Below are 25478 nucleotides of genomic sequence, written 5' to 3'. Positions count from 1 at the left end.
TGACGTTACGGGGCCGTTTGACGGTCCGCCAGCGGCATTGCCGGGTTGCGGCCGCGGTAGATCTTGGGGTGCTGGGAACCGATTTCCTGCAGCGTGACGGAGCGGGCGTAGGCGAAGGCGTCGTAGAGGGTGACGGCGCCCTTGCCGCCGCGTACGACGCCAGCATCCAGCCCCCGGGCGAGATAGTAGGTGAATATGCCGTACTGCTTGCCGCCGAAGATGTCGGCGGCCGCTGTTTCGTTCCAGTCGGCAGCCTCGACCACGGTGACGCCGTACATGCTGAGGTCGCGAAGCGAGGTCCGGGGGCGGACGGACGAGGCCCCGGACTGGCCTTGGGGGGCGTCGATGTACCAGTCGTGAGCGGCGGAGTAGGCGCAGTCGAGGATGACGGCGATTTCGGCGTGGCGTATTTTCTTTATGCGGCCGGCGAGGTCGGCAAAGGTTATCTGGCTTTTCAGATCGTAGGCGGCGTCGACGGGGAAGATGGTCTCGTCGTAGAGATTGTTCTCGGTCTGCCAGCGGAGGTCGCCGCTGTAGAGGCTGGCGGGGCGGTATTGGCGAGCGCTCGGGCCGCCGTGACCGGAGTAGTAGATGACCAGGCGGTCGCCGGCGGCGAGCGTGGCCGCGTACCGCTCGAAAGCGGCGAGGATGGCGGCCCGGGTCGCCCGGCCGTCGGTGAGCAGGGTTATTTCGGCGTGGCCGTTCGCGGCCCGTAGGGAGTCGGCGAACAGCGCGGCGTTGTTGGCCGCCGCTTTGAGGGGCGAAAGATATTTGTAATCGTCTACGCCGACGGCGAGCAGACAGACCCGGCCGCCGGCGAGCGGCGGGGAGGCCGCCCCGGATGGGCCGCCCGCCAGGGCCAGGAGGATGATTATGGCGAACGCGAGGAGGTTTTTCATCGGTTTTCCCCTTCCCTGCCGGCGCGGCGGACCGAGCTGACCGCGCCCGTGTACTCGACGACGCGACTGTCGAGATCGTAGGCGGCTGTGGCGGCGCGGATCTCTCGCCCGTCTTTCATTACGGTGACGACGTTGGCCGCGAAGGCGACGTTGCGGCGCTTCCCGTCGAATAGGCCGGCGTCGGCGGTTATTTCCGTACCATTGTCCTGCCGCAGCCTTGGTTTGGTGAAGCGGTATCTTTTTTCCGACTCGGCGAACGCCAGGCTCTGGGCGGCAAGCGTGACGCCCGCGCGCGGCCGGACGGTCACGGCGCCTGCCGTGCGGTAGTTTTCACGGTCGTCGGACAACAGCTTGTCGGCGCTAAAGGAGATGTCGCCGATCGTCCCGGCGACGCCGGCGAAGGCGACGGCGCCACCGTCGCCGAGCTCGAGGCGGTCGGCGCGCCAGGTGTCGCCGTTGTCTCTGCGGATGTCGACGCCGACGAAGAGCCAGGCGCCGTCCCTGCGCGTCGCGGCGCCGGCCGCCAGGGCGGCGGACCAGCTTTCGTCCCGCAGCGCTACTCGTTGGAGGGTGAGGGTGTCGCCGTCCCAGGCGGCGGCCGCCGCCGCGCCGGCGAGAGAGCCGCCGGCAAGCGCGACCGGGCCGGGCATGGCGGCGCCGGCAAAGTCCTCGTCGAGAATGAGCACGGTCGTGGTGAGGGTGTACGGCTGGCTGCCCGGCGCGCTTCGCCATTTTATGTTTACTTTCTTCTCGAGCTGCCATAGCGTCCCGTCGTGGCCGTAAGTTATCCCGGCGGCGTGGACTTCCCAGCGCGGCTGGCTTTCCGGCCCTGAGGCCAGTTGTACGCCGCCGCCCCGGAAGGCGCACGCCTTGTCGTCGTAGACGCCGTCGGCGATCCGAAGAGTTTTCCCGTCGAGGGTGAAGACGACACCGCCGGGGAAGCGCAGCAGGCCGTCTTTTTCCCGGTAGCCGGCCCGCGGGGCGGAGAACCGCAGGGAAACGTCGCCGTCGCGGCGGAGGCTGCCGTCGCGAATGCCGACAGCGTCTACGCCGCCGTCGGTGCGGGTGATTTCGGCGGCGCGGATGCGCCACCGCTGCCGGCCGTCCCGCCAGCCGGAAAGCTCGTTGGCGGTGGCCCGCGACCGGAAAGCCGGCTCCCGGGCCGCGCGGGCGTCGTACCAGCGGTGGGCGTCCCAGCCGAGGAGGAGCAGCGCCGCCAGACCCAGCCCAAGGAGGATGATTTTACGCATCAGGTTTCGCCTCGCTGCGGGAGGGATTTTTCAGGCGGATCTGGCAGAAAAACATTTTCTGCCGCGGGTAGTAGCTGACGACGAGGTCCTGGCAATGGTTGTCCTTGACGAACTGGATTTCCGAGAGGTTGATGGCGCCCCCGCTGTAGTAGTCGGTCTTGACGCTGCAGGACCACTTTTTCGCCAGCAGCCCTTCAAGGCGTATGGAGGCTTCGCGCAGGGCGCCTATTGCGAGGTCGTACTCGGTACGGATGTAGCCGGTTACGCCGCTGCCGGGATCGAAGGCCAGCATGGCGCCGACGGTGTTCCAGCCGCTCTGGGAGGGCTGGTATTCGCTGTAGAGGTTCCAGTTCCAGAAGGGGTAGGCGCGACCTTCTAGGCTGAGGAGCAGCGGGCGGTACCGGCGCCGGGCGAGGTCATAGCCGACGATGAGGTTGACGCGGTGGTATTCGTCGAGGATGTAGTCGGTTTCGACGTCGAACTGCCTGGTGGCGCCGACGGCGGCGGTTTTGAAGAGCGGGTTGTAGCCACGGCCCTGGCCGAGCGAAAGCGAGGTGTTGATGTATATCTTTTCGCTGATGTTTTTGAGCAGGTTGGTTTTCAGTAGCAGGTCGGATGCGCCGGTGGCGCCGAACGAGGAGTAGCTGGCGGTGGAAACTGTGGATACGAAGGTGCCGGGAGCGATTTTCCTGGGCTTGGTGCGGTAGTAGGTTTTAAGGTCGGTTTGCTGGAGGGTGGCGGATTTGTCGGCGCTGGTGGCGTGCGCGGTGGCGACGGCGAACTGCCAGGGGGAGGAGCGGGTGGTGTAGTAGGCGAGTTTGGGGGTGTAGTCGATGCCGTTTTTCTTTTCCTGGGTGGAGATGGCGGCGACGTAGCCGGGCTTGGTCCATTCCAGCCTGGTGTCGAAGGTGCGGTCGGTGTATTTGTAGCCGCTCCAGGCGAGGTTGCGGGTGGCGCTGTAGTCCCAGAAGCCCCGGACTTCCTTGTCGAGGCCGATGGTCTGGCCGAGGCGGATGCTGGTGAAGGTGGCGCTGCCTATCTGGCGGCTGGCGCTGGCTTCGGCGACGGTTTTCGCGGTCTTGCCGGCGTCCATCAAATACCAGTTGGCCGACAGCAGGTCGCCGGCGCCCCGCCAGTCGTTTTCCTCGCTGCGGAAGGAGATGAGCTGGCTGCGGCTACCGCCGGCGCTGCGCCATTCACCCTGGACGATCTGATTGGCGGCCCACGGTTTGCGCGAGGCGTAGAGGGAGTATTCGTTGCGCAGGACGCCGGCCTTGTCGTGGCGGAACTCGCGAACGCCCACCCCCAGACCGCGCCAGGCCATGTAGTCGGCGTAGACCACGCCGTAGTCCTTGCCGGCGAGGTCGTAGTATTCGCGGGTCCTGATGTACCAGCCGTCCTGGTCGTTGTAACCGGTGACGGGCAGGACGGGCTCGCCGTCGCGGATGGCGACGACCGTCTTTTTGGCGGCGAGGAGTTTTTTGTCGCCCTGCCAATACTGGGAGTCGGACAGGACGAGTTTTTTGTCGTGGTAATGTTCGACTTTGCCGACGCGCAGGGTGTAGTGAGGCCTGAGGCGGTCGCAGGTGGTGACGACGGCGGCGGACATCTCGGTCTTGTCGTCGCCGAAGGTAAGAGCTTTGCCGGCGGTGGCGTATTCAACCCCTTCGCTGACGACGGCGGTGGCGAAGTTGGCGATCGTACCCCGGCTGAGCGCGGTGTCGTACACGAGCGAGTCGCCGTGGACGGGGCTGTCGGCGTCGCGGCGGACGGCGACGGCGCCGTTGACGGTGAGCCGGCCGGCGGCGCGATCGTATTCGAGCGTTTGTCCGGTGACGACGGTGCCGCCGATGGTGAGGACGACGCCGTTTTCGGCCCGCGCCTTCTCATGGTCCCGGTCGAAGGTGATGTTTTCGGCCTGCAGGACAGCGGTTTCGCCTTTGGCGTTGAAGGCGGCGACGGTGAAGACGACCGCGCCGTTCGCCCGGAGGGTTTCGCCGTCGATGTCGTAGCTGGCCGCGGCGGCGGTTAACCGGTAGTCGCCGTCGACGAAAAGAACGTTGCCGGCGGCTGTGAGGCGATTGTCCTTCTCCTCGTAGCGGATGGTATCGGCCTGTAGGCTTTCGGGCGGGCCGGAGCCGTGGGCCGGGCCCGGCCTGAAGGCGAGGGCGGCGGCCAGCAGGCAGGCGGCGAGGGCCGCCCGGCCGCGCCTAAACATCGTCGGCCCGCCGCAGGAGGGCGAGCCCCAGCAGGGAAAAGCCGACCGGCGGCGCCCAGGCGGCCCAGAGGGGCGGCAGGAGGCTGGCGCGACCCGCGGCCGCCGATAGGGAGGCGATGACGTAGTAGCCGGTGACGATGGTGACGCACAGGAGCGCGGTGTAGACTTTCTCGTGACTTTTGACCCTGCTGATCAGCGGCGCGCCGAAGAGGGCGAAGACGAGCGGGGTGACGGACATGGCGCTTTTGAGATGGTAGTCGACCTCGTAGGACAGCGTGTGGATGCCTTTGACGCGCAGGTCGTCGATGAAGCGGCGCAGCTCGCCGCTGGTCATGTCGTCCGCGGATTTGCCGACCCGGAAGACGTGTTCGCCGGGACGGGCCCCGGTGACGGTGAGTTCGGCGGACGCCGCCTGGTATCGGAGCCGGCCCTGCGGGTCGAATTCGTACGCGACGGCGTTGTGGAGAAGCCAGTCCTCGCTGGCGGCGAAGCCGTACTCGGCGGTGATGAGGCGGCTCATTTTGCCTTCCTTGAGCTCGAATATCATGACGCCGCGCAGGGTTTTCGTGGCCGGGGCGATGTGGCCGATATAGTATCGTCGGTCTTTGTCGGCGAAGAAGACGTTCTGCATCAGTTCGGGGGGCGGGGTGTCGAAGATGATGCGGCGGACGATCTCGGCCGCTCTGCCGTTGACCTTTACGACGACGGCTTCGTTAAGGAGGTGGGACAGGCCGCTCAGCAGCACGGCCACCGCCAGATAGGGCAGAAGGATGCGGCCGGTGCGCAGTCCGGACATGCGGACGATCATGAGTTCACGGTCGCGGGCCATTTTGCCGAGGACGAAGAGCATGGCGAACAGGCTGCCCATCGGCAGGGTGGCGACTAGGACGGACGGCAGCTTGTATAGCAGCAGCAGGCCGACGAGGTACGGATGGACCCGGCGGACGATCAGGTAGGTGCCCATCTCGAAGATGGCCGAGCTGAGGAAGAGCAGCGACAGGCCGGCGATGGACAGGATGAGCGGTTTTGCCAGGGATGTGAGCAAGTAACGGTCGATGACCAGCACTTTCGTTCTCCTGTTCTGGTTTGTCGGTGGATTCGACGATACCGGTTAGCGATAGACAAATTCGGCCTTCAATCCATATATTTCCATTATTTTTCTTAAATTCCTTTTTTTGTAATTAATATTTTGTTTTGCAACCTAAAAACCCCGCCTGGGCTGCAGGCAGGGTCTTGAGGTAACGCAGAAGGTGGGGTTGGCGGCCGGTGTTATCGGTCCGTCTTGATTTCGAAGTGGCCGTCGAGATAGCCGACGAGGGTGTACCAAAATTCCGTTTTGTTGGCGACATCAGCGGCGGTGACGGTGAAGGTGGGGAGAGGCGGGGTGATATTGGCGGTTTTACCCTGGTAACTCATCCTGGTAAAGGTGTAGGGACCGGCGATGTCGCAGATGACGGTTAGTTTGTTGGACCCGTCGACGGTGCCGGACCGCTCGCGCCCGTTCGGGTCGGTAAAGTACATGGTGTACCCCGCTCCTTCGGGATTGCCGTTTTGATCTACGCAGTTGAAATGTACGATGGCGCCGGTGGTGGGACTGCCGCCCCCTCCCCCTCCCCCTCCCCCGCCGCCGCAGCCGGTGAAGACCAGCGAAAGGGCGGCGATGACGAGCAGGCCGATAAGGACTTTTTTCATTGGTACCCTCCTTGATGACAGATTGATGTTTAGTATATTTTACCATATATGGTATTTATTATGTATATAATTCTTGCAATTATTTCCAGTTGTTTTCCGAATTATTTACCCGCCCTACCTGCCGGCCCGCTGACCGAAAGGCGCGGATAGGGGGCGCAAAAGCGGCAGCCGTATGGCCGCCGCTTTTGCTTTGCCGATGAAGTTTGAGGCACTAGCCCCAGGTGGCCGAGAATGCCCCAGATGCAAGGCGTACCGGAGGATGACACCGGAAGCGTACACGAACGTACGCTGAGGATGGCAGCCGAGGAACAACGCTGCAGATGGAGTATTATCGGCCGCCTGGGAGTTCAGCTGCAGAGGATTTTGCAAAGGATGGCATGGTTAACATCCCGGCCAGGGCTGAGGCCGGTAAGTTGTTCGAGTTTTTTGAGGCGGAAGACGAGGGTGTTGCGATGGATGAAGAGGGCCTTGGCGGTGAGGGAGAGGTTGAGGTTGTTGTCGAGGAGGCGGCGGACGGTGTTGCGCATGTCGTATTTGGCGTCGAGCCGGGCGGTGAGCTTTTCCCGGAGGGCTTTGACGGCTTCGCAGGCGGCGAGGCCGCGGGGGCTTTGCAGGAGGTAGGCGGTGAGCAGGGCAAAGTCGTAGATGGAGGCGACGGCGCCGTCGCCGGGCGGGTTGTCGAGGGCGTAGAGGGCTTCCTGGTAAGAATCGTGGAGTTTGAGGGGCGAGCCGACCAGGCTGCCGAGGCCGAGGTGGAGAGAGGCGGCGGGATTGCCGGCATTTACTAGGCGGACGAGGGCATCGCCCCATTCGCCGATTGCCTGGGAGGCGGTGGCGCGGGCGAAGTGTTTGAGGATGATCATTCTGTTTTCGAGGAAGGCGACCATGTCTTCGGGGGCGACGAGGTCGGAGGCGCCGAGGAGCTGGAGGAGGCTTTCCTGGGTGCGGGCGGATACGAGGTCGTGGGCGCCGTACTGGTGGTAGGCGCTTTCGAGGAGGGGGCGGACGTTGGCGACGGCAACGAGGCGGGGCAGGGCAAGGTCAAATTTGAGCAGTTTGGCCCTGGCCTCTAGCTGAGCGTAGCTGGCGGCGGCGTGCTCGGACAGCAGCAGGGTGGCGAACTGCTCGTGCAGGTGGGACTGGGAGCGGAATTCGCCCATGAGCATTTCGCGCTCGAGGATGAGTTCGGTGACCATTTTGACGAGTTCGGCGGTGTTGCGGACGGCGTCGGGGTGGCCGGTGACGCCGACGACGCCGATGATCTGCGCGCCGAGGGCGATCGGCCAGTTTAGTCCGGGCAGGGAGCCGGGGTAGCGCGCGAGGTCCTCGGGATAGATTTCGACGACGGCGCCGGTGTCGATGACGTCCCGGGCGCCTTTGTGGAAGGTGCCTAGCCGGTGCTTTTGCCCGGAGCCGATGATTATGCCGGCGTCGTTCATGATGTTGACGTTCTGGTGGACGATGGGCATAATGTTGTCCACGATCTGCTGGGCCAGTTCGCCGGTGAGGATCATGCTTTCGCCCCCGTTTCATATTATGGTTTTATTATACAACAGCCTGCGCACGGCGATAAAGGGGGTTACACGGCAAATTGGCAGCGTTGTCGGCCGGATTACGGGGAATTTCACGTCGCGGAACAAGCTGCGGCGGGACGGAAAACGACCGGCTTTATTGTGCAAAACAACCAATAGACGAGCAATATTACCGATAACGGTTAGCATTGTCAGACAATTGAAAAAACATTTAGATGTTTTGTAAAATTAAGGTAACCGACGGTATGGTCGGCGAGGGATTTCCTCGGATATTCAGCGAAAGGCGTGAAGGATATGCGTATTGTTGTCGCTCCCGATTCTTTCAAGGGCAGCCTGTCGGCGGTGGCGGTGGCCAGGGCGATGGAGGCGGGCATCCTGTCGGTTTTCCCCACCGCGGAGGTGAAGAAGGTGCCGATCGCCGACGGCGGCGAGGGCACGGTGGAGGCGCTGGTGCTGGCGACCGGCGGCCGCGTGGTCGCGGAGAAGGTTACCGGTCCGCTGGGCGATGCGGTGGAGGCCCCCTGGGGGCTGCTGGGCGATGGCGAGACGGCGGTTATCGAGATGGCGGCGGCGTCCGGCCTGACACTGGTGCCGAAGGAGCGGCGCGATCCCCGCACGACAACGACTTACGGCACGGGGCAGCTGATGAAGGCGGCGCTGGACCGCGGCATCCGCAAGCTGATCGTCGGCATCGGCGGCAGCGCGACGAATGATGGCGGGACGGGCATGGCCCGTGCGCTGGGCGCGCGGTTCCTGGACGCGGAGGGCCGCGACATCGCCGAGGGCGGCGCGGCGCTGGCGAAGCTGGCGAGCATTGATGTGACGGGGCTTGACCCCCGTCTGGCGGAGACGCAGATCATGGTGGCCTGCGATGTCGATAATCCGCTGTGCGGCCCGCGGGGCGCATCGGCGGTGTACGGGCCGCAGAAGGGAGCCACTCCGGAGATGATCGCCGAGCTTGATGCGGCGCTGGCGAATTACGCGACGGTGGCGAAGGCGGCGACGGGCAAAGATGTGGCCGGCTCGCCGGGAGCGGGCGCGGCCGGCGGTCTGGGCGCCGGGCTGATGTTTTTCACCGCGGCGGCTTTACGGCCGGGGGTGGAGATCGTGCTGGAGGCGACGGGGTTCGCGGCGATCGTGAGGGATGCGACGCTGGTGATCACCGGCGAGGGCAATACCGATTTTCAGACCGCCCACGGCAAGGCGCCGGTGGGGGTGGCGAAGGTGGCCAAGTTGTTCGGCGTGCCGGCGGTGTGCCTGTCGGGCGGCCTGGGAAAGGGCTGCGACGCGGTGCTGGAGCAGGGGATCGACGGTCTGATGAGCGTGGTGCCTCAGCCGATGTCGCTGGAGGACTGCATGTGCTCGGCGGCGGAGCTTATCGAGACGGCGACGGCCCGGCTGTGCCGGCTGCTTAAGGTGGGCTGCGCGATGGAGGTGCGCGGCTAGAAGTCTGTTGTCCGGCCCCGGTGAGCCGGGGAAGTTATCATCTATAATAGAGCCGGCGTCCTTCGGATAGCCATGACGGGGAGAGGTGAAAAACGGAGGGAGCCGGCGGGATTGCCTCCTGCCGCGCGGGGTGTGGCGTTTGCCTCCCGGTGCGCGGGCGGGAGGCGGCGGAGACCTGCAAGCGTGCTGCCTAAAAAAACAAACGGAGGAGACAGAATGGATTACGACCGCAAGATCCTTGGTAAAGCCGGCAAGGTGAACTACAACCTGCCTGTGCCGGTGCTGGCGGAGCGCGCGCTTTTAGCCGGCGAAGGCATGCTAACCGCCAGCGGCGCCCTGCGCGTCGCCACCGGCAAGTACACCGGCCGCTCGCCCAACGACAAATTCGTCGTCGACTCGCCGGCGACCGGCGAGATCGACTGGGGCAACAACAAGCCCATCAGCGCCGACAAATTCGCCCGCCTCTACGAGCGGATGCTCGACTACGCCGCCGGCCGCGAGCTCTATGTCTTCGACGGCTTCGCCGGCTCGGGCGGCGAGCGGATCGCCGTGCGCTTCATCAACGAACTCGCCTGGCAGAACCTGTTCGTCCACCAGCTGTTCGTGCGACCCGACGCGCCGCCGGCCGACCCCAGGCCCGACTTCACCGTCATCTGCCTGCCGGGCTTCAAGGCCGACCCCGCCCGCGACGGCACCAACTCCGAAGCCTTCATCATCCTCGACTTCGCCGCCCGACTCGTCCTTATCGGCGGCAGCCAATACGCCGGGGAGATGAAGAAATCTGTCTTCACCTACATCAACTACCTCATGCCCAAGAAGGGCATCCTGTCGATGCACTGCTCGGCCAACATCGGCGCCAAGGGCGATACCGCCCTGTTCTTCGGCCTGAGCGGCACCGGCAAAACGACGCTGTCGGCCGACCCCGGCCGCAGGCTTATCGGCGACGACGAGCACTGCTGGCATGACGGCGGCATCTTCAACGTCGAGGGCGGCTGTTACGCCAAGTGCATCAAGCTCAAACACGAAACCGAGCCGCAGATCTGGGAGGCTATCCGCTTCGGCGCGGTGCTGGAGAACGTCGTCGTCGACGAGGCGACCCGCGAGGCGGACTTCGACAGCGAGGCGATCACCGAAAATACCCGCGCCGCCTACCCTGTCGACTACATCCCCGGAGCGGTCATCCCCGGCGTGGGCGGCCATCCCAAGACGATCGTCTTTTTGACCGCGGATGCGTTCGGCGTGCTGCCGCCGGTGGCGAAGCTTTCCCCCGAGCAGGCGATGTACCATTTCCTGTCAGGCTACACGAGCAAGCTGGCGGGGACGGAGCGGGGGATAACCGCGCCGGAGGCGACCTTCTCGTCGTGCTTCGGGGCGCCTTTCCTGCCGCTGTCGCCTTTGGCGTACGCCAAGCTTTTGGGCGAGAAGATCGCCGCGCACGGCACAGGGGTGTTCCTGATCAACACCGGCTGGTCGGGCGGACCGTACGGGGTGGGCAAGCGGATGTCGCTGCCTTATACGCGGGCGATCGTGACGGCGGCTATCGAGGGCGCGCTGGACGAGGTGGGCTACGAGCTTGACCCGGTGTTTAACGTGCAGGTGCCGGTTAGCTGCCCGGGGGTGCCGGCGGAGGTCTTAAAGCCGCGGCAGACGTGGGCGGATAAGGCGGCGTACGACAAGACGGCCGCGGAGCTTGCCGCGCGGTTCGTGAAGAATTTCGTGAAGTTCGGCAAGGATGTGCCGCCGGAGATTACGGCGGCCGGGCCGAGAGGCTAATAAAAAGTCATACCCCGCCTGATGGCGGGGTATGACTTTTTATACAATGGCGGCCGTTGATAAGCGCCCATCTGCATCAGGGCGGGCCTTTGCTTTATAACCTTATCTTGTTCCTAATACTTCGCCGGTGCTGACGGCGGCTTGGGCGGCCGCGAGGCGGGCGATGGGGACGCGGTAGGGGGAGCAGCTGACGAAGTCGAGGCCGATGAGGTGGCAGAATTCGACGGAGTTTGGTTCGCCGCCATGTTCGCCGCAGATGCCGACGAGGAGGCCGGGCCTGGTTTTGCGGCCGCCTTCGACAGCCATTTTCATGAGTTTGCCGACGCCTTTGCGGTCGATGACGATGAAGGGGTTTTCCTTGAGGATCTTTTTGTCGAGGTAGTGGGTGAGGAATTTGCCTTCGGCGTCGTCGCGGCTGAAGCCGAGGGTGGTCTGGGTGAGGTCGTTGGTGCCGAAGCTGAAGAAGTCGGATACTTCGGCGAGTTCGTCGGCGAGGAGGGCGGCGCGAGGCAGCTCGATCATGGTGCCGGAGGTGTAGTGGAAGGAGACTTTCTCGGCGGCCATTACTTCGGCGGCGATGGCGTCGATGCGGGTTTTGAAGAATTTCATTTCGCTGACGTCGATGGTGAGCGGGATTTCGACTTCGGGGAGGACCTTGACGCCTTCCTTGGTGAGGCGGGCGGCGGCGTTGAAGATGGCCCGCATCTGCATTTCGTAGACTTCGGGGAAGGTTATGCCCAGGCGGCAGCCGCGGTGGCCGAGCATGGGGTTGAATTCGTGGAGGGATTTGACTTTCTTGAGGAGCGCCTCTTTGGCGGGCAGCTCGCCAGCGTTTTGGCCGGTGATTTTCATTTCGGCGATTTCGACCATGAGCTCGGTCATGTCGGGGAGGAATTCGTGAAGGGGCGGGTCGAGGAGGCGGATGCAGACGGGGTAGCCTTCCATGGCTTTGAGGATGCCGTAGAAGTCGCCTTCCTGCATGGGCAGGAGGGCTTTGAGGGCTTCGCGGCGCTCTTCCTCGCTGTCGGCGAGGATCATGGCCTGGACGTGGGGCAGGCGGTCGTGGCCCATGAACATGTGCTCGGTGCGGGTGAGGCCGATGCCCTGGGCGCCGAATTCGCGGGCTTTGGCGGCGTCGGCGGGGGTGTCGGCGTTGGCGCGGACGCCGAGGCGCTTGATTTCATCGGCCCAGGCGAGGAAGGTGAGGAATTCTTCGGAGAGCACGGGGTCGACCATGGGCACGTTGCCGAGGATGACGTTGCCGGTGGCGCCGTCGATGGAGGCGATGTCGCCTTCTTTGACGGTGAGGGCGCCGACGGTGAATTCGCGGTTGGCGAAGTCGACTTTGATGGCTTCGCAGCCGCAGACGCACGGTTTACCCATGCCGCGGGCGACGACGGCCGCGTGGCTGGTCATGCCGCCGCGGCTGGTGAGGATGCCCTGGGCGGCGACCATGCCGTGGATGTCGTCGGGGGTGGTTTCGGTGCTGACGAGCAGCACTTTTTCGCCGTTCTTGGCCCATTTTTCGGCGTCGTCGGCGGAGAAGACGACTTTGCCGGAGGCGGCGCCGGGGGAGGCGGGCAGGCCCTTGGCGATGACGTCGAGCTTGGCGGCGGTGTCGATCTGGCGGTGGAGGAGTTTGTCGAGCTGGGCCGGTTCGACGAGGAGGATGGCGTCGCGTTTGGCGATGAGGCCTTCGGCGACCATGTCGTAGGCGATTTTGATGCCGGCCTGGGCGGTGCGCTTGCCGTTGCGGGTCTGGAGCATGTAGAGTTTGCCGCGCTCGATGGTGAATTCGATGTCCTGCATGTTTTTGTAGTGTTTTTCGAGGAGTTCGGCGGTGGCGACGAATTGTTTGAAGACTTCGGGCATTTCGTCCCGGAGTTTGGCGATCGGCTGGGGGGTGCGGATGCCGGCGACGACGTCTTCGCCCTGGGCGTTGGTGAGGTATTCGCCGTAGAGCGTCTTTTCGCCGGTGGAGGGGTTGCGGGTGAAGGCGACGCCGGTGCCGCAGTCGTTGCCCATGTTGCCGAAGACCATCGACTGGATGTTGACGGCGGTGCCGAGGTCGTGGGAGATTTTGTTGAGGTTGCGGTAGATGATGGCGCGGTCGTTGTTCCAGGAACGGAAGACGGCTTCGACGGCCATGCCGAGCTGTTCGCGCGGGTCTTCGGGGAAGGGCCTGCCCAGCCTGGCGCTGACGAGTTGCTTGTATTTGTCGATGAGGACGCGGAGCGCGTCGGCGGTGAGTTCCTGGTCGTAGGTGACGCCTGTACCGCGTTTTTGTTCTTCGAGCAGGTGCTCGAATTCGCTTTTTGGTATCTCAAGGACGACGTCGCTGAACATCTGGATGAAGCGGCGGTAGGCGTCGTAGGCGAACCTGGGGTTGCCGGTGTTGTCGGCCAGGCCTTTGACGGTGGCCTCGTTGAGGCCGAGGTTGAGGATGGTGTCCATCATGCCAGGCATGGAGAACATCGCGCCGGAGCGCACCGATACGAGGAGCGGGTTGGCGGGGTCGCCGAATTTCTTGCCGGTTTGCTTTTCGAGGACCGCCAGGTTGACGTAGACTGCATCCATAAGCCCGGCCGGAAGCGTCTTGCCCAGTTTGTAGTAGTCGATGCAGGCTTCGGTGGTTATGGTCATGCCCGGCGGCACCGGGAGACCGATGTTGCTCATTTCGGCGAGGTTGGCCCCTTTGCCGCCGAGTAGCGCCCTCATGTCGGCGCGGCCTTCGTTGAACAGGTAAACGTATTTGGTCATTTATTTGCCAGCTCCCTTCCGATAGTACTCGAGTATTTTTGCCGCCGTTTCTTCGACCGCTTTGTTGGTGACGTCGATGATCGGGCAGCCGATTTTGTGCATGATGCGCTGGGCGTAGTCCAGTTCCTGGTAGATGCGCTCGAGGTTGGCGTAGTCGACCCCTTCGGCGAGGCCGAGGGTTTTGAGCCGCTCGCGACGGATTTCGTGGAGCAGGGACGGGTTGATGGTGAGGCCGACGACCTTTTCGGCCGGGAGGCCGAGCAGGTCCTCGGGGACGGGAACCTCGGGGACGAGCGGGACGTTGGCGGCCTTGATGCCTTTGTGGGCGAGGAACATGCACAGCGGCGTCTTGGTGGTGCGGGATACGCCGACGACGACGAGATCGGCCTTGGCAAGTCCCCATGGCTGTTTGCCGTCATCGTATTTTACGGCGAATTCGACGGCTTCGAGTTTGCTGAAATAGGCTTCGTCGAGTTTATGTATCAGTCCGGGTTCGAGGCGGGGCTGCTTGCCGGTGACGACGGCCAGGCAGGAGAGGATGGGCCCCATGATGTCGACGCAGACGACCGCGAGTTCCTGCGCTTTGGCGACGAGCACTTCGCGGAGGTCGGGACGGACGAGCGTATAGATGACGGCGGCCTGGCAGGCCGAGACTTCGAGCAGGGCTTCTTCGACGTCGCGGGCCGAGTTGAGGTACGGGATGCGCCGCACGTCAATGCGGCCGGCGTTGAATTGGCTGGCGGCGGCCCGGACCACCAGTTCGCCGGTCTCTCCGATGGAGTCGGAGAGAATATAGATTGTGGGACATTCGAGCTTCAGGTTGATGACCGTTACCCCCTACTTACCGGCTAGCTGTACGAATAGCCGCGTGATGTTGGTTTTCGTGAAGCGGCCGACAACCTGCAGTTTTTCGCCGCTGTCGGTCTTGACGGATACGACGACCGGCAGGGCGTCCACCTGATGGCTGAGGAGCTTCTGCGCCGCCTGCAGGACGTGCTCCTCGGGGTGGGTGACGACGATGTTCGGCATGCGGGTCATGGAGACGCTGACCGGCATTTTGTTGATATTCTTGCCGGTCATTGCCGCTTTTAGCATATCTTTGCGGGATGCCACCCCTTCGAGGAAGCCCCCTTCCGATACCACGATTATGGTGCCGACGTCCTCGACGAACATGGTGACGATGGTGTCGTATACCGAGCTGGTGTCGCGTACGGCGACGGGCTGCGAAAGCGCCTGGGCCACTTTGACGCTGCCGAGGACGCCGGCGATGACGTCGGCGGGTTCTTTGCCGGTCAGGTAGTAACCGACCCGGGGCCTGGCGCCCAGAAGTCCGGACATGGTCAGGATGGCGAGGTCGGGCCTGAGTGCCGCCCGGCTGAGGTTGAGGCGGTCGGCGATTTCTTTGCCGGTTATGGGGCCGTAGGTTTTTACTATTGCCAGGATGGCTTCCTGGCGTTTCGACAGTTCGATACCGCTCACCTGCGCTTTTCCCGAAATGTGTTACATTTTTTTTTGATTCACGTTATTTATTATACACTAAATAGCGCCCGGGTGGCCACTAAAACGTGCGCTGTTTTGGGAAAATTTGCTGGCGCGGGAATTATTTCAAGGCGGCCGGGAGACCGGAAGTCCTTGCTTAACGCGGCATAATCCGGTAAAATTTCCTCAGGGGGCTGTCCCCCCGGGAGGAGAATGATATGCACGACAGATGGCGCAGAGTTGCCGGGCTGCTTGTTTCGCTGACGCTGCTCGCCTGTATCGCCGGCTGGCTTCCCCAGGCGGAAGCCGCCATCATCAGCACCAAGGAAGAGATCGAAATCGGCCGCCGCGTGGCGATGGAGCTGGAAACGAAGTACGGCCTGGCGGAGGATCCCGACCTGCAGGCGCGGGTGGCCCGCATCGGCGCCAAGATAGCGGCGGCGAGCGACAGGCAGGATATTATATACTCTTTTAAGGTGCTCAATAATAAGGAAGTCAATGCTCTCGCCCTGCCCGGCGGGTACGTGTATCTTTTCAAGGGCCTGACGGATTATATGCCGTCGGACGAGGAATTGGCCGGCATCATCGGCCACGAGGTGGGGCATATTACTAAGCGCCATACCGTCCGCCAGATCGAGAAGAGTCTGGGGATGAGCATCCTGTTTGGCGTGCTGTTCGGCGACCGGGGGATTTTTCTCCAGAACCTTGCCTTTAACGCGATTATGGCCGGCTACAGCCGGGAGGACGAGCGGGAGGCCGACCATCTGGGGTATTATCATTCGGTGAGGGCAGGCTACAACCCCTACAGCATGCTGATGGGGCTGCAGAAGCTGGAGGATCTCGCCAAGGATAAGAAGGGCAGTTACGGGTTGTTTTCCACCCACCCCGAGCCGGAAGCCCGGGTGGCCCGCGTGCAGGGATACCTGAACGAGGCGAAGGTCCATCCGACGGTGACGGCGAAGGGCGCGACCGCACTGGCGATTGACCCGGGGCTTACGCTGCCGCCGCTCACTGCCACCTACCGCGGCAATAAGCCGCTATACCGGGCTTACCTGCTGGCCGGCGCGCTGTATCTCGCTGCGCGGACGGGCGATTTCAATCCCGACCGGTTCATTCTCGACGGCGACGGGACATACATAACGATTTATTACGACGATCGCGTGATCACGACCCTGACCCCTCAGGACGCCAGCGCCGCCGGTATGTCGCTCGACGATTTCTCCCGGCAGTATGTGGACGGGATCAAGGCCTGGGCGGCTTTACAGAAGTAAGCGTCGGTAGCGGACGGGGCGTCAAACTGTTTTTCCATAGTCTACTAAATTCGGAACAGGGAATATTCCCTGTTCTTTTCTTTTGCCGGCAAATTTTTTTTGTCGGATTTTGCAGGGGTTTGGCGATAAAATAATTAATACTAGAAAATATACTCATTTAAGGATGTGGTCTTTCTGCTGAAGGAGAAAATCGCCCGCGGGGCGGTGAACGGCACCATGGTGCTGACTTACGCGCCGGCGAGCGTGGAGATTCTCGGCTACGCCGGCTTGGATTACGTGATTGTCGATACCGAGCACGGCGCCAACGACATCGCCGAGGTGGAGTCGATGATCCGGGCCGCCGAGGTGAGCGGGCTGACGCCTGTCGTGAGGGTTACGAAGAACGAGCCGGCGTATATCCTGCGGGCTATGGATGTCGGCGCCCGCGGCGTGCTCGTGCCGCAGGTCAACAGCGCCGCGGAAGCCGACCGGGCCGTCCGGGCGGTGAAGTATTATCCGCGCGGCGACCGCGGTCTCGCCGGCATTGTCCGCGCCGCCCGCTACGGTTTTCAGCCGCTGGACAGGTATATCGCCGATACGAACGAGAATACGCTCGTTATCGTCCAGGCGGAGGATATCAGGGCGGTCGACGCCCTTGACGAGATTCTGGCGGTGGACGGGGTGGACGGCGTATTTGTGGGGCCGGCTGATCTTTCGCACTCGATGGCGATGCCCGGCCGCTTCGACGATCCCGAGTTTACCCGCACGGTGCATGCGATCGTGGAGCGAACGGTGAGGAGCGGCAAGTTCGCCGGCATGTTCTGTTTCGACGCCGCCCAGGCCAGATATTGGCGGGGGCAGGGTGTGCGCATGCTGTGCGTTGGCTCGGATACGATGCTGTTCGCAGGAGCCGCCCGGGCGCTGGCCCGCGAGCTTAAAGCCGACTGACGGTTCTGCCCGAAATCCGGGAGAAGGGAAAGCCATGGCAGATATTTTGTACACGGTGGAAAAGGCATGCGTGATGTGTGACAAGCGGTTCTCGGTCACGAAGGTGCGCAACCGCCTTTCGATGCTGAAGCAGGACAGCGATTTCTGCACGTATTACAAAGAGGTCAATCCTTATTATTACTCGGTCTGGGTCTGCCCCCACTGCGGCTACGCCGCCCAGGACACGTATTTCGAGGAGCAGCCGGCGAAGATGGCGGCTGTAAAGACTTTCCTGTCCGGGCGGGACGTGAAGGTGAATTTCTCCGGCGAAAGGACGCGCCAGGAGGCGGTGACGACTTACAAGCTGGCGATTTTCTTCGCCGATATGGCCGGTACGCTGCCCAGCCGTCAGGCAGGTCTGTACCTTAAGCTGGCCTGGCTTTACCGGGAGGGAGGGCTGCCGGACGAGGAGAAGACGATGCTGGATCAGGCGCGCGAGCATTATGAGCTGGCTTTCCTCAAGGAGAGGCTGCCGATCGGCAATATGAGCCAGCTGACGCTCGAGTATCTGATCGGCGAGCTGCTGCGCCGCACCGGCCGGCTGCCGGAGGCGCTCAATTACCTCGGGAAGGTGGTCGGCAACCCGCAGGCCAAGAATGAGAAGCGGGTGCTGGAGCTGGCCCGCGAGGCCTGGACGCTGGCCCGCGAGGCCCGTAAGGAGCAGGCGGCGGAAAAAAGCGGCGCCGACGATGAACAGCCCGGTACCTGACGGTGCCGGGCTTCGCTTTGCCGCGCCCCGGCGGGGTTGAAGAAAAATGCACCACAAGGAATATCGGCCGGGCGGGTGGAATTAGTGCAGCGAAGGGGTGGTGCTGATGTGGCCGCGTAGTTTGCGCGGACGGCTCTTGATCCTGACGGTGGTCGTGGTGGCTCTGCCGATCATGGCGGCGAGCTATTTCATGATGGTGAACGCCGAGCAGGCGCTGGTGGCGGAGAAGCAGGCGAAGCTGTTCGGCGCCGCCCGGATGCTGGACGAGTTCCTGGCCGGGAGCTATGATGATATCCTGGACCGGCGGAACCTCGCCGGCGCGGAACGGACCGAGCGCATCGCCGCCCTCAACCGCGAGCTGGCCGCTTATACGGACCAGGTGGCGGCCGCCTATCCCGGCATCGGCGTGGGCTATTATTCGCGCGAGCTTGATGCTATCATAACTTACGGCCCGAGCAGCGTTTTCGCGGATAAGGTCGGCCTGCCGATCGGCCCGACCCACGAGGGCCGCGTGGTGATGGCCACCGGCCGGCCGCGCGTTCAGGAGGGTCCCCTGGTCCGCGGCGATATAATGAACGCTATGCACCCGATCATTCGGCATGATAAGGTGATCGGATATATCTGGGCGAACGAGCTGACGGCCGATATCGATATGCAGATCCGCGCGATGACCAGGCAGGCTTACCTGGCGATCGCCCTGGGCCTGATCATCGGGATCGCCGGCGTTGTTTATCTCGTCGGCTGGCTGGCTACCGACATCGAGCTGATCAAGGGCGGCCTGGTGCGCCTGAAGAGCGACCTGACCCATCAGTTGCCCCGCCTGGGCGGCGAGATGGGCGAGATATCGGCAGCGATCAACGATATGGCGCTCAGCCTGTCGGCCAAGCGCCGCCTGGAGGAGCAGGTGCAGCGGGCCGAGCGCCTGGCCTTGGCCGGGGAGCTGGCGGCCGGCCTCGCTCATGAGATCCGTAATCCGATGATGGCGGTGAAGGGGTTCGCCCAGCTGCTGCGGGAGGAGATCACGCCGGCGGAGCAGAGCGAGTATACGGATATCATTATCAAGGAAACGGCCCGCATGAACCGCCTTATCGAGGAGCTGCTGACGTTCGCCCGTCCGCCCGCTTCCGGGGTGGGGCCGACCGATATCAATACGGTGGTGGCCGATTCGCTGCTGCTGATCGAGCCGAAGGCGGCCCGCAGCGGCATCGAGCTCGTCCGTTCCTTCGCTCCCAACCTGCCGATGGTGAAGGTGGACGGCGAGCGCTTCAAGCAGGTGCTGATCAATGTGCTTATCAACGCCAGCCAGGCTGTCGACAGCGACGGCGAGATCCGCATCCGCACTTTTTTCGACTTCGCGGACCGCACGGTGCGCGTCAGCGTCGCGGATACGGGCGTAGGCATTTCCCCGGAGAATATCGGCAAGCTGTTCGATCCCTTCTTCACCACGAAGGACGGCGGCACCGGCCTCGGTCTGTCGGTCGCCGACCGGCTGATGGCGAGCTGGGGCGGCAAGATCCTTGTGGATTCAACCTTGGGCCAGGGCAGCGTTTTCACGCTCGCCCTGCCGGCGCTGGAGGGTGATAAAGATGAGCAGGAATGACCGCGTGCTGGTGGTGGACGATGAGCTGAGCGTCCGCCGCCTGATCCAGGAGGTCGTCCGCAAGGCCGGCTACAGCGTTTTCCTGGCCGAGAACGGCCGCGAGGCGGTGGAGAAGGCCCGGGAGATCAAGCCGGCGGTGATCGTGATGGATATCAAGATGCCGGTGATGGGCGGTATGGAGGCTTTCGAGATTATCCGCAGCGAGCAGCCCCATACGGCGGTTATTCTGATGACCGCCCACGGGACGGTGGATACGGCGGTCGAGGCGATGAAGAACGGGGCGTTCGATTATCTCGTCAAGCCGTATAATGTGGCTGAGCTGAGGATTATTCTCGAACGGGCGCTCCAGCTCCAGAGCTTGCGCGACGAGGTGACGGTGCTCAGGAACCAGGTTCAGGAGAAGTATAAGCTCGGCAATATCATCGGTAAGAGCGCGGTGATGCAGGAGGTTTATAAGAAGGTGGGCCGGGTGGCCCCAACGAACGCGACGGTGCTCGTGACCGGCGAAAGCGGCAGCGGCAAGGAGCTGATCGCGAAGATCATCCACAATAACAGTGTGCGCCGCGACGGGCCGTTCATCAAGGTCAACTGCGGGGCGCTGCCGGAGGGACTTCTGGAGAGCGAGCTGTTCGGTTACGAGAAGGGGGCGTTCACGGGGGCGGTAGCCCGCAAGCCGGGACGGTTCGAGCTTGCCGACGGGGGGACGATCTTTTTCGACGAGGTCGGCGAGCTTACGCCGGCGCTGCAGGTGAAGCTGCTGGGGGTGCTGCAGGAGCGGGAGTTCGAGCGGGTGGGCGGCACGGAGACGATTAAGGTTGATGTCCGGATCATCGCCGCGACCAACCGCGATCTCGAGGCCATGGTGCGCAACGGTTATTTCCGCGAGGATTTGTATTACCGGCTTAAGGTAGTGCCTATCCATGTGCCGCCGCTAAGGGAGCGCGAGGAGGACATCCCGCTGCTGGCCGATTATTTCCTGCGCCACTATGCCGCCGAGTCCCACCGCGAGCCGCCGCTGATCACGGCCGAGGCGGCCGAGCAGCTAAGACGCCATCGCTGGCCGGGGAATGTGCGCGAGCTGGCCAATGCTCTGGAGCGGGCGGTGATTATGTCTAGCGGGGTGATCGGGGTCCACGATCTGCCCGGCCTGACTGCGGATACTGTCCAGCCGCAGGTGGCGATCCCCCACTCCGGTACGCTGCGCGATATCATGCACTATGTGGAGAAGCAGGTGATCGACCGGGCGCTGAAGGCCTGCGGCGGCAATCGCGGCAAGACGGCCCAGATGCTCGACATCAGCCGGCGGGCGCTGCAGTATAAGATCGACGAGCACGGTCTGGGCAAGGCGGTTTTGGAGGGCGACCAGTCCTCCGAGTGAGCGGTACACCGCAAGCGGGTGGATGAATGTGCAAAAATTTTCCGAAAATAGCGCCTGAAGGCTGGTGCGTGTGAAAAAATATTCACATTTTTCACCCCCGCCCTCCCCTTCTCCCGGCGGTCGCGCGGCGGCCGGCCCGGTAACGGCGCGGCTCGTGCTCTTGTCTGTTCTTTGGCATAAAATTTGCATTATATGTTTGCGGGATGATTTGCTTGATCTTTCGGAAAGGAGGAGGTGGGCAATCAGGTTCGAGTTTCAGCCCCCGTCGACAATTTTAGTTATAAGGAGGAGCAAGAGTTATGCTTAACAGAATGGCCAATTTCTTTGTCGTTCTAGTGCAGAGATACCTGCCGGACGCCTACCTGTTCGCAATTCTTCTTACCTTTGCGGCGTTCGTAATGGCTCTCGCGCTTACCGGAAAAGGTTTCATGGCCCTTGTTACCATGTGGGGCAACGGTCTATACGGCATTCTCGCTTTCGCCATGCAGATGATTTTGATCCTCGTGACCGGTCACGCGCTGGCGAGCAGCAAGCCGATCAAGGCTTTCCTGAGCACGCTGGCGTCGATTCCCAAGAATGGCTCCCAGGCCGCGATGCTGAACTGCTTCGTGGTCGGCGTGGCCAGCTTCCTGAACTGGGGCTTCGGCCTGGTCGTCGGCGCTCTGCTGGCCCGCGAGCTGGCCCGCCGCGTGGAGGGAACGGATTACAGCTTCGTGGTCGCGGCCGGTTACTCCGGGTTCGTTATCTGGCACGGCGGCATTTCGGGCTCTATTCCCCTGGCCGTGGCCACCAAGGGCCACCTGGTCGAGAAGCTCACCGGCATCATCCCGGTAACCAGCACCATTTTCTCGGTCCCGAACCTCATCATCACGTGGTTTATTATCTTCACCCTGCCGATCCTGTTCAAGATGATGGCTCCCAAGCCCGAAGACATCAGGACGGTCGACCCCGAGCTGCTGGCCGAAGCGCCCGAGCCGGCGGCGCCCGCGAAACAGACTTTCGCGACCATACTGGAAAACAGCGTTGTCATCAATATGCTTTTCGGCCTGATGGGCCTGCTTTACCTCGGTAATTATTTCGCCACGAAGGGTTTCAACCTGTCGCTTAATATCGTTATCTGCATTTTCTTCGTCGCCGGCGTCATTCTTCATATGACCCCGATCAATTACGTGCGGGCGATGAACGAGGCCATCAAGGGAGCGGGCGGCATCGCCCTGCAGTTCCCGCTGTACGGCGGCATCCAGGGCATCATGGTTTCCTCGGGTCTGGCCGCCATTATCGCCAAGTGGTTCATTTCCTTCTCGACCCCCTTCACTTTCCCGCTGTTTACCTTTATCGCCGGCGGCGTCATCAATTTCTTCGTTCCCTCCGGCGGCGGCCAGTGGATAGTGCAGGGCCCCATCAACATCCCGGCCGGCGCGGCTCTCGGCGTGGATCCGGCCAAGGTGGCGATGAGCATCGCGTACGGCGACCAGTGGACGAATATGATCCAGCCGTTCTGGGCGCTGCCCCTGCTGGGGATCGCCAAGCTCGGCGTTCGCGACATCATGGGCTACTGCGTGATGACGCTTATCTACACTGGTATTGTTATCGCCCTGGGTCTGATGATATTCTAATGCAAATGGCGGAGGGGCAGCCGCGCTGCCCCTCCGGCTCAGGAGGATCTGTTATGGCTAAAATGATGACTCAACAGGCAGCAGCCGCTTTGGTCAAGGACGGTATGTCCGTCATGATCGGCGGGTTTCTGGGGGTGGGTACCCCGGAGTCGCTCGTGGACGCGCTCGTTGCCCAGGGGACCAAAGACCTGACCGTTATCGCCAACGATACCGCCGTCCCTGATAAGGGGATCGGCAAACTGGTGGTTAGCAAGCAGCTGAAGAAAGCGATTGTTTCCCATATCGGCACCAATCCCGAGACCGGTCGCCAGATGAACGCCGGCGAACTGGCCGTCGACCTGGTGCCCCAGGGCACGCTGGCGGAAATAATCCGCGCCGGCGGCGCAGGTTTGGGCGGTATCCTCACCCCCACCGGCCTGGGCACAGTCGTGGCCGAAGGAAAGCAGACCATCACCGTCGACGGCCGCGAATACCTGCTGGAGAAGCCGCTGCGGGCCGACGTCGCCTTTATAAAGGCCCATACGGCCGATAAGGCGGGCAACCTGATTTTCCACCGCTCCGCCCGCAACTTTAATCCGCTAATGGCCATGGCCGCCGATGTCGTGGTTGTCGAGGCCACCAATATCGTCGAGACCGGCGCCATTGATCCGGACGCCGTAATGCTGCCGGGTATTTTCGTCAATTACCTGGTGCAGGGCTAGGAGGGGGAGAAAAGATGGATTCTAAAGAACTTATCGCCAGACGTATCGCCCGCGAGTTCGCGGACGGCGATCTCGTCAATCTCGGCATCGGCATCCCGACTCTCGCCGCCGACCACATCCCGGCCGGCGTCCACATCATTCTCCATTCGGAGAATGGCTTTGTCGGTCTGGGTTCGGCCAACGGCGCAACCGACCCCGATACGACCAACGCCGGCGGCAAGCCGGTTTCCATCCTGCCCGGCGGCGCGGTGTTCGACAGCGCGATGTCGTTCGCGATTATCCGCGGCGGGCATCTGGCGGCGACCGTCCTCGGCGGCCTGGAGGTCGACGAGGAGGGCAATCTGGCCAACTGGATGGTGCCGGGCAAGATCGTGCCGGGCATGGGCGGCGCCATGGACCTGGTGGTGGGCGCCAAGCGGGTAATCGTGGCGATGGAGCACACCGCCAAGGACGGCTCGCCGAAGATTCTCAAGAAATGCTCCCTGCCGCTGACAGCGAAGCAGGAGGTCGATATGATCGTCACCAATCTGGCCGTTTTTGTCCGCGACGAGCGGGGTCTCGTTCTCACGGAGACTGCTCCCGGCGTTACCGTCGCCGATGTGAGGGCCGCCACCGAGGCCGCCTTTACCGTCGTGCCGGATGTGAAGGAGATGGTTTTATAACTATAACCTTTGCTAAAAAATAATAAGACCTTCCCAGCCCGCGGCCCAAATAAGCCGCGGGCTCGCACTTTTCTCCGGCGCCCGCAGGGTGCGGCCGTGTCGAGGACCGCCGCCGCACTTGACATAAGGCTTGCATAGTGGTAAGTTGATGTTGACTGTTTTACCGAGCACCGGCTCAGGAGGCTGCAGAGTAATTTTTACATCAAGGAGAAAAAAATGGAGTTTTTAGTCGCACTATCCAAAATCATGATGGTGAACATCGTTCTCAGCGGCGACAATGCGGTGGTTATCGCCATGGCCAGCCGCTGCCTGCCGCCCAAGCAGCAGAAGATGGCCATCCTGTGGGGCAGTGCCGGGGCGATAGGGCTTAGGATTGTCCTCACTATCGTGGCGGTGGTCCTGCTTAAAATCCCTTATCTTCAATTCGCCGGGGGCCTGCTGCTTGTCTGGATCGCCGCCAAGCTCCTCGTGGAAGAGAACAGTTGCGATAATATCAATGCGTCGGATTCGCTCTGGGCGGCCGTGAAGACGATCATTGTCGCCGATATCGTGATGAGCCTCGATAATACCCTGGCCATCGCCGCAATCGCCGAGGGTGATTATGTTCTTCTCGGCGTCGGGCTGGCACTGAGCATCCCGCTTATCATTTTCGGCAGCAGAGTCCTTGTGATGCTGATGGACCGGTTCCCGATCATCGTTTACATCGGGGCCGCGCTGATCGCCTGGACGGCGGGCGAGATGATCAACGCCGACCCCAAGATCGGCGTCCACATCGTAGAGTATTTGCCCCACTGGCTGGTGCCTGCGGCGATAACCGTCGGCGTCGTCGGCTACGGCTACCGGACGCAGCGGCAGCGCAAGCAGGGTAAGAATGAACGGGAAAATGAGGGCTGAGATAAAAGGAAAAAGCGAGTCTGAATAAGACTCGCTTTTATAACGGCGTAGGGGCCGCAGATGGGCGCCGCCGGACGGCCGTCAGTCAGTGTAGGCGGCGACGATTTCGCCGATGTATACCGTATGATAGTCGCTGCCCTTGTACCACTGGGCGTCGTAGTCCTGGCCAAGCTGGCCGGGGACCATGTCGTACCGGTAGGCGACGCGGCATTCGTAGTAGAGGCCGCAGCCGTCGACGACCGGGGTGGCAACCTTTTGGCCCGCCCGGAGGGTGAGGCCAGCCGCTTTGACTTTGTCGACGTCCCGCCCCGATTTGCTGCCGCAGAGGGCGAGGGCGTCCTTCATGCCGGCAAGCGGCAGGCTGACGGTGAATTCGCCGCGATCCATGAATTGGTAGGTGTGGCGGGACGGCCGCACCATGACGGTGAAGACCGGTTTCCCCCACATGAAGCCTATACTGCCCCAGGCGATGGTCATGACGTTGCTTTTGTCGCCGTCGCCGGCGGTGAGGAAGGCTCCCTGGCGGAGCACCTCCATGGCCTTGCTGGCCTGGTCGCTGAAGCTGATTTCTTTCACGATCGAAACCTCCTTGTCGGCGGGCCGCTTGCGCGCCCGTCCGCGGGAATCTTTTT

Annotated in this window: 21 protein-coding genes; 11 read left to right on the top strand and 10 right to left on the bottom strand. The window is 62.6% G+C overall.

Annotated elements, in window-relative coordinates:
• Positions 1 to 5: 5 nt before the first annotated feature.
• The 6 genes from Q4T40_20295 to Q4T40_20270 form a co-directional block, all read right to left on the bottom strand.
• Positions 6 to 899 (bottom strand): caspase family protein, encoded by an 894-nt coding sequence (locus Q4T40_20295; GenBank protein ID MDT8903574.1) that lies wholly within the window; start codon positions 897 to 899, stop codon positions 6 to 8.
• Positions 896 to 2149 carry a hypothetical protein gene (locus Q4T40_20290; protein ID MDT8903573.1) on the bottom strand — a complete coding sequence of 418 codons (1254 nt, stop codon included), beginning with the start codon at positions 2147 to 2149 and terminating at the stop codon, positions 896 to 898. Before Q4T40_20290 ends, Q4T40_20295 begins: the two co-directional genes overlap by 4 nt.
• Positions 2142 to 4367, bottom strand: a complete 2226-nt coding sequence (locus Q4T40_20285) for an LptA/OstA family protein (GenBank protein ID MDT8903572.1) — start codon at positions 4365 to 4367, stop codon at positions 2142 to 2144. The genes Q4T40_20290 and Q4T40_20285 overlap by 8 nt, the downstream gene beginning before the upstream one ends.
• Positions 4360 to 5433 carry an LptF/LptG family permease gene (locus tag Q4T40_20280; GenBank protein MDT8903571.1) on the bottom strand — a complete coding sequence of 358 codons (1074 nt, stop codon included), beginning with the start codon at positions 5431 to 5433 and terminating at the stop codon, positions 4360 to 4362. Before Q4T40_20280 ends, Q4T40_20285 begins: the two co-directional genes overlap by 8 nt.
• A 203-nt stretch (positions 5434 to 5636) precedes the next feature.
• Positions 5637 to 6059: a hypothetical protein gene (locus Q4T40_20275; protein MDT8903570.1), complete on the bottom strand. Its 423-nt coding sequence runs from the start codon at positions 6057 to 6059 to the stop codon at positions 5637 to 5639.
• A gap of 347 nt (positions 6060 to 6406) precedes the next feature.
• Positions 6407 to 7573, bottom strand: a complete 1167-nt coding sequence (locus Q4T40_20270) for a sugar diacid recognition domain-containing protein (GenBank protein ID MDT8903569.1) — start codon at positions 7571 to 7573, stop codon at positions 6407 to 6409.
• A gap of 312 nt (positions 7574 to 7885) precedes the next feature.
• Between Q4T40_20270 and Q4T40_20265 the strand changes: the two genes are divergently transcribed.
• Together Q4T40_20265 and pckA are read left to right on the top strand one after the other, a co-directional pair.
• Complete coding sequence (locus Q4T40_20265; protein ID MDT8903568.1) at positions 7886 to 9037, top strand: glycerate kinase; 1152 nt, start codon at positions 7886 to 7888, stop codon at positions 9035 to 9037.
• 216 nt (positions 9038 to 9253) lie between these two features.
• Positions 9254 to 10810, top strand: coding sequence for a phosphoenolpyruvate carboxykinase (ATP) (gene pckA / locus Q4T40_20260; protein MDT8903567.1), 1557 nt, complete (start codon positions 9254 to 9256; stop codon positions 10808 to 10810).
• A 102-nt stretch (positions 10811 to 10912) separates the two neighbouring features.
• Here the strand turns inward: pckA and ppdK are convergent, their stop codons facing one another.
• The 3 genes from ppdK to Q4T40_20245 are packed head-to-tail and all read right to left on the bottom strand — an operon-like array spanning position 10913 to position 15049.
• Positions 10913 to 13570 (bottom strand): pyruvate, phosphate dikinase, encoded by a 2658-nt coding sequence (gene ppdK / locus Q4T40_20255; protein MDT8903566.1) that lies wholly within the window; start codon positions 13568 to 13570, stop codon positions 10913 to 10915.
• Positions 13571 to 14368 (bottom strand): pyruvate, water dikinase regulatory protein, encoded by a 798-nt coding sequence (locus Q4T40_20250; protein ID MDT8903565.1) that lies wholly within the window; start codon positions 14366 to 14368, stop codon positions 13571 to 13573.
• Between the two features lie 39 nt (positions 14369 to 14407).
• Positions 14408 to 15049, bottom strand: coding sequence for a helix-turn-helix transcriptional regulator (locus Q4T40_20245; GenBank protein MDT8903564.1), 642 nt, complete (start codon positions 15047 to 15049; stop codon positions 14408 to 14410).
• A gap of 218 nt (positions 15050 to 15267) precedes the next feature.
• On the opposite strand from Q4T40_20245, the gene Q4T40_20240 reads away from it, so the two are divergent.
• From Q4T40_20240 to Q4T40_20200, 9 genes are all read left to right on the top strand, one after another.
• Entirely contained in the window at positions 15268 to 16320 is a 1053-nt protein-coding gene (locus tag Q4T40_20240) for a M48 family metallopeptidase (protein MDT8903563.1), read from the top strand.
• Positions 16321 to 16485: 165 nt separating this feature from the next.
• Entirely contained in the window at positions 16486 to 17247 is a 762-nt protein-coding gene (locus Q4T40_20235; protein MDT8903562.1) for an aldolase/citrate lyase family protein, read from the top strand.
• 34 nt (positions 17248 to 17281) lie between these two features.
• A complete protein-coding gene (locus tag Q4T40_20230; GenBank protein MDT8903561.1) occupies positions 17282 to 17995 on the top strand; it encodes a DUF2225 domain-containing protein in 714 nt (237 codons plus the stop codon).
• 106 nt (positions 17996 to 18101) lie between these two features.
• Complete coding sequence (locus tag Q4T40_20225) at positions 18102 to 19595, top strand: ATP-binding protein (GenBank protein ID MDT8903560.1); 1494 nt, start codon at positions 18102 to 18104, stop codon at positions 19593 to 19595.
• Entirely contained in the window at positions 19582 to 20973 is a 1392-nt protein-coding gene (locus Q4T40_20220) for a sigma-54 dependent transcriptional regulator (GenBank protein MDT8903559.1), read from the top strand. The genes Q4T40_20225 and Q4T40_20220 overlap by 14 nt, the downstream gene beginning before the upstream one ends.
• 299 nt (positions 20974 to 21272) lie before the next feature.
• Entirely contained in the window at positions 21273 to 22589 is a 1317-nt protein-coding gene (locus tag Q4T40_20215) for a TIGR00366 family protein (protein MDT8903558.1), read from the top strand.
• A 53-nt stretch (positions 22590 to 22642) separates the two neighbouring features.
• Complete coding sequence (gene atoD / locus Q4T40_20210) at positions 22643 to 23290, top strand: acetate CoA-transferase subunit alpha (GenBank protein MDT8903557.1); 648 nt, start codon at positions 22643 to 22645, stop codon at positions 23288 to 23290.
• Positions 23291 to 23304: 14 nt separating this feature from the next.
• Positions 23305 to 23952 carry a 3-oxoacid CoA-transferase subunit B gene (locus tag Q4T40_20205; GenBank protein ID MDT8903556.1) on the top strand — a complete coding sequence of 216 codons (648 nt, stop codon included), beginning with the start codon at positions 23305 to 23307 and terminating at the stop codon, positions 23950 to 23952.
• Positions 23953 to 24168: 216 nt separating this feature from the next.
• Positions 24169 to 24846, top strand: a complete 678-nt coding sequence (locus Q4T40_20200) for a TerC family protein (GenBank protein MDT8903555.1) — start codon at positions 24169 to 24171, stop codon at positions 24844 to 24846.
• Between the two features lie 81 nt (positions 24847 to 24927).
• Here Q4T40_20200 and Q4T40_20195 read toward each other — a convergent pair whose 3' ends face one another.
• Entirely contained in the window at positions 24928 to 25422 is a 495-nt protein-coding gene (locus Q4T40_20195) for a flavin reductase family protein (protein MDT8903554.1), read from the bottom strand.
• Between the last annotated feature and the right edge of the window lie 56 nt (positions 25423 to 25478).

The organism is Selenomonadales bacterium 4137-cl (genome assembly GCA_032334055.1).
GTDB classification, from domain to species: Bacteria; Bacillota; Negativicutes; order Sporomusales; family UBA7701; genus Anaeroselena; species Anaeroselena agilis.
Note: the sequence above shows the minus strand (reverse complement) of the source record. Positions and strands in the feature narration are given on the sequence as shown.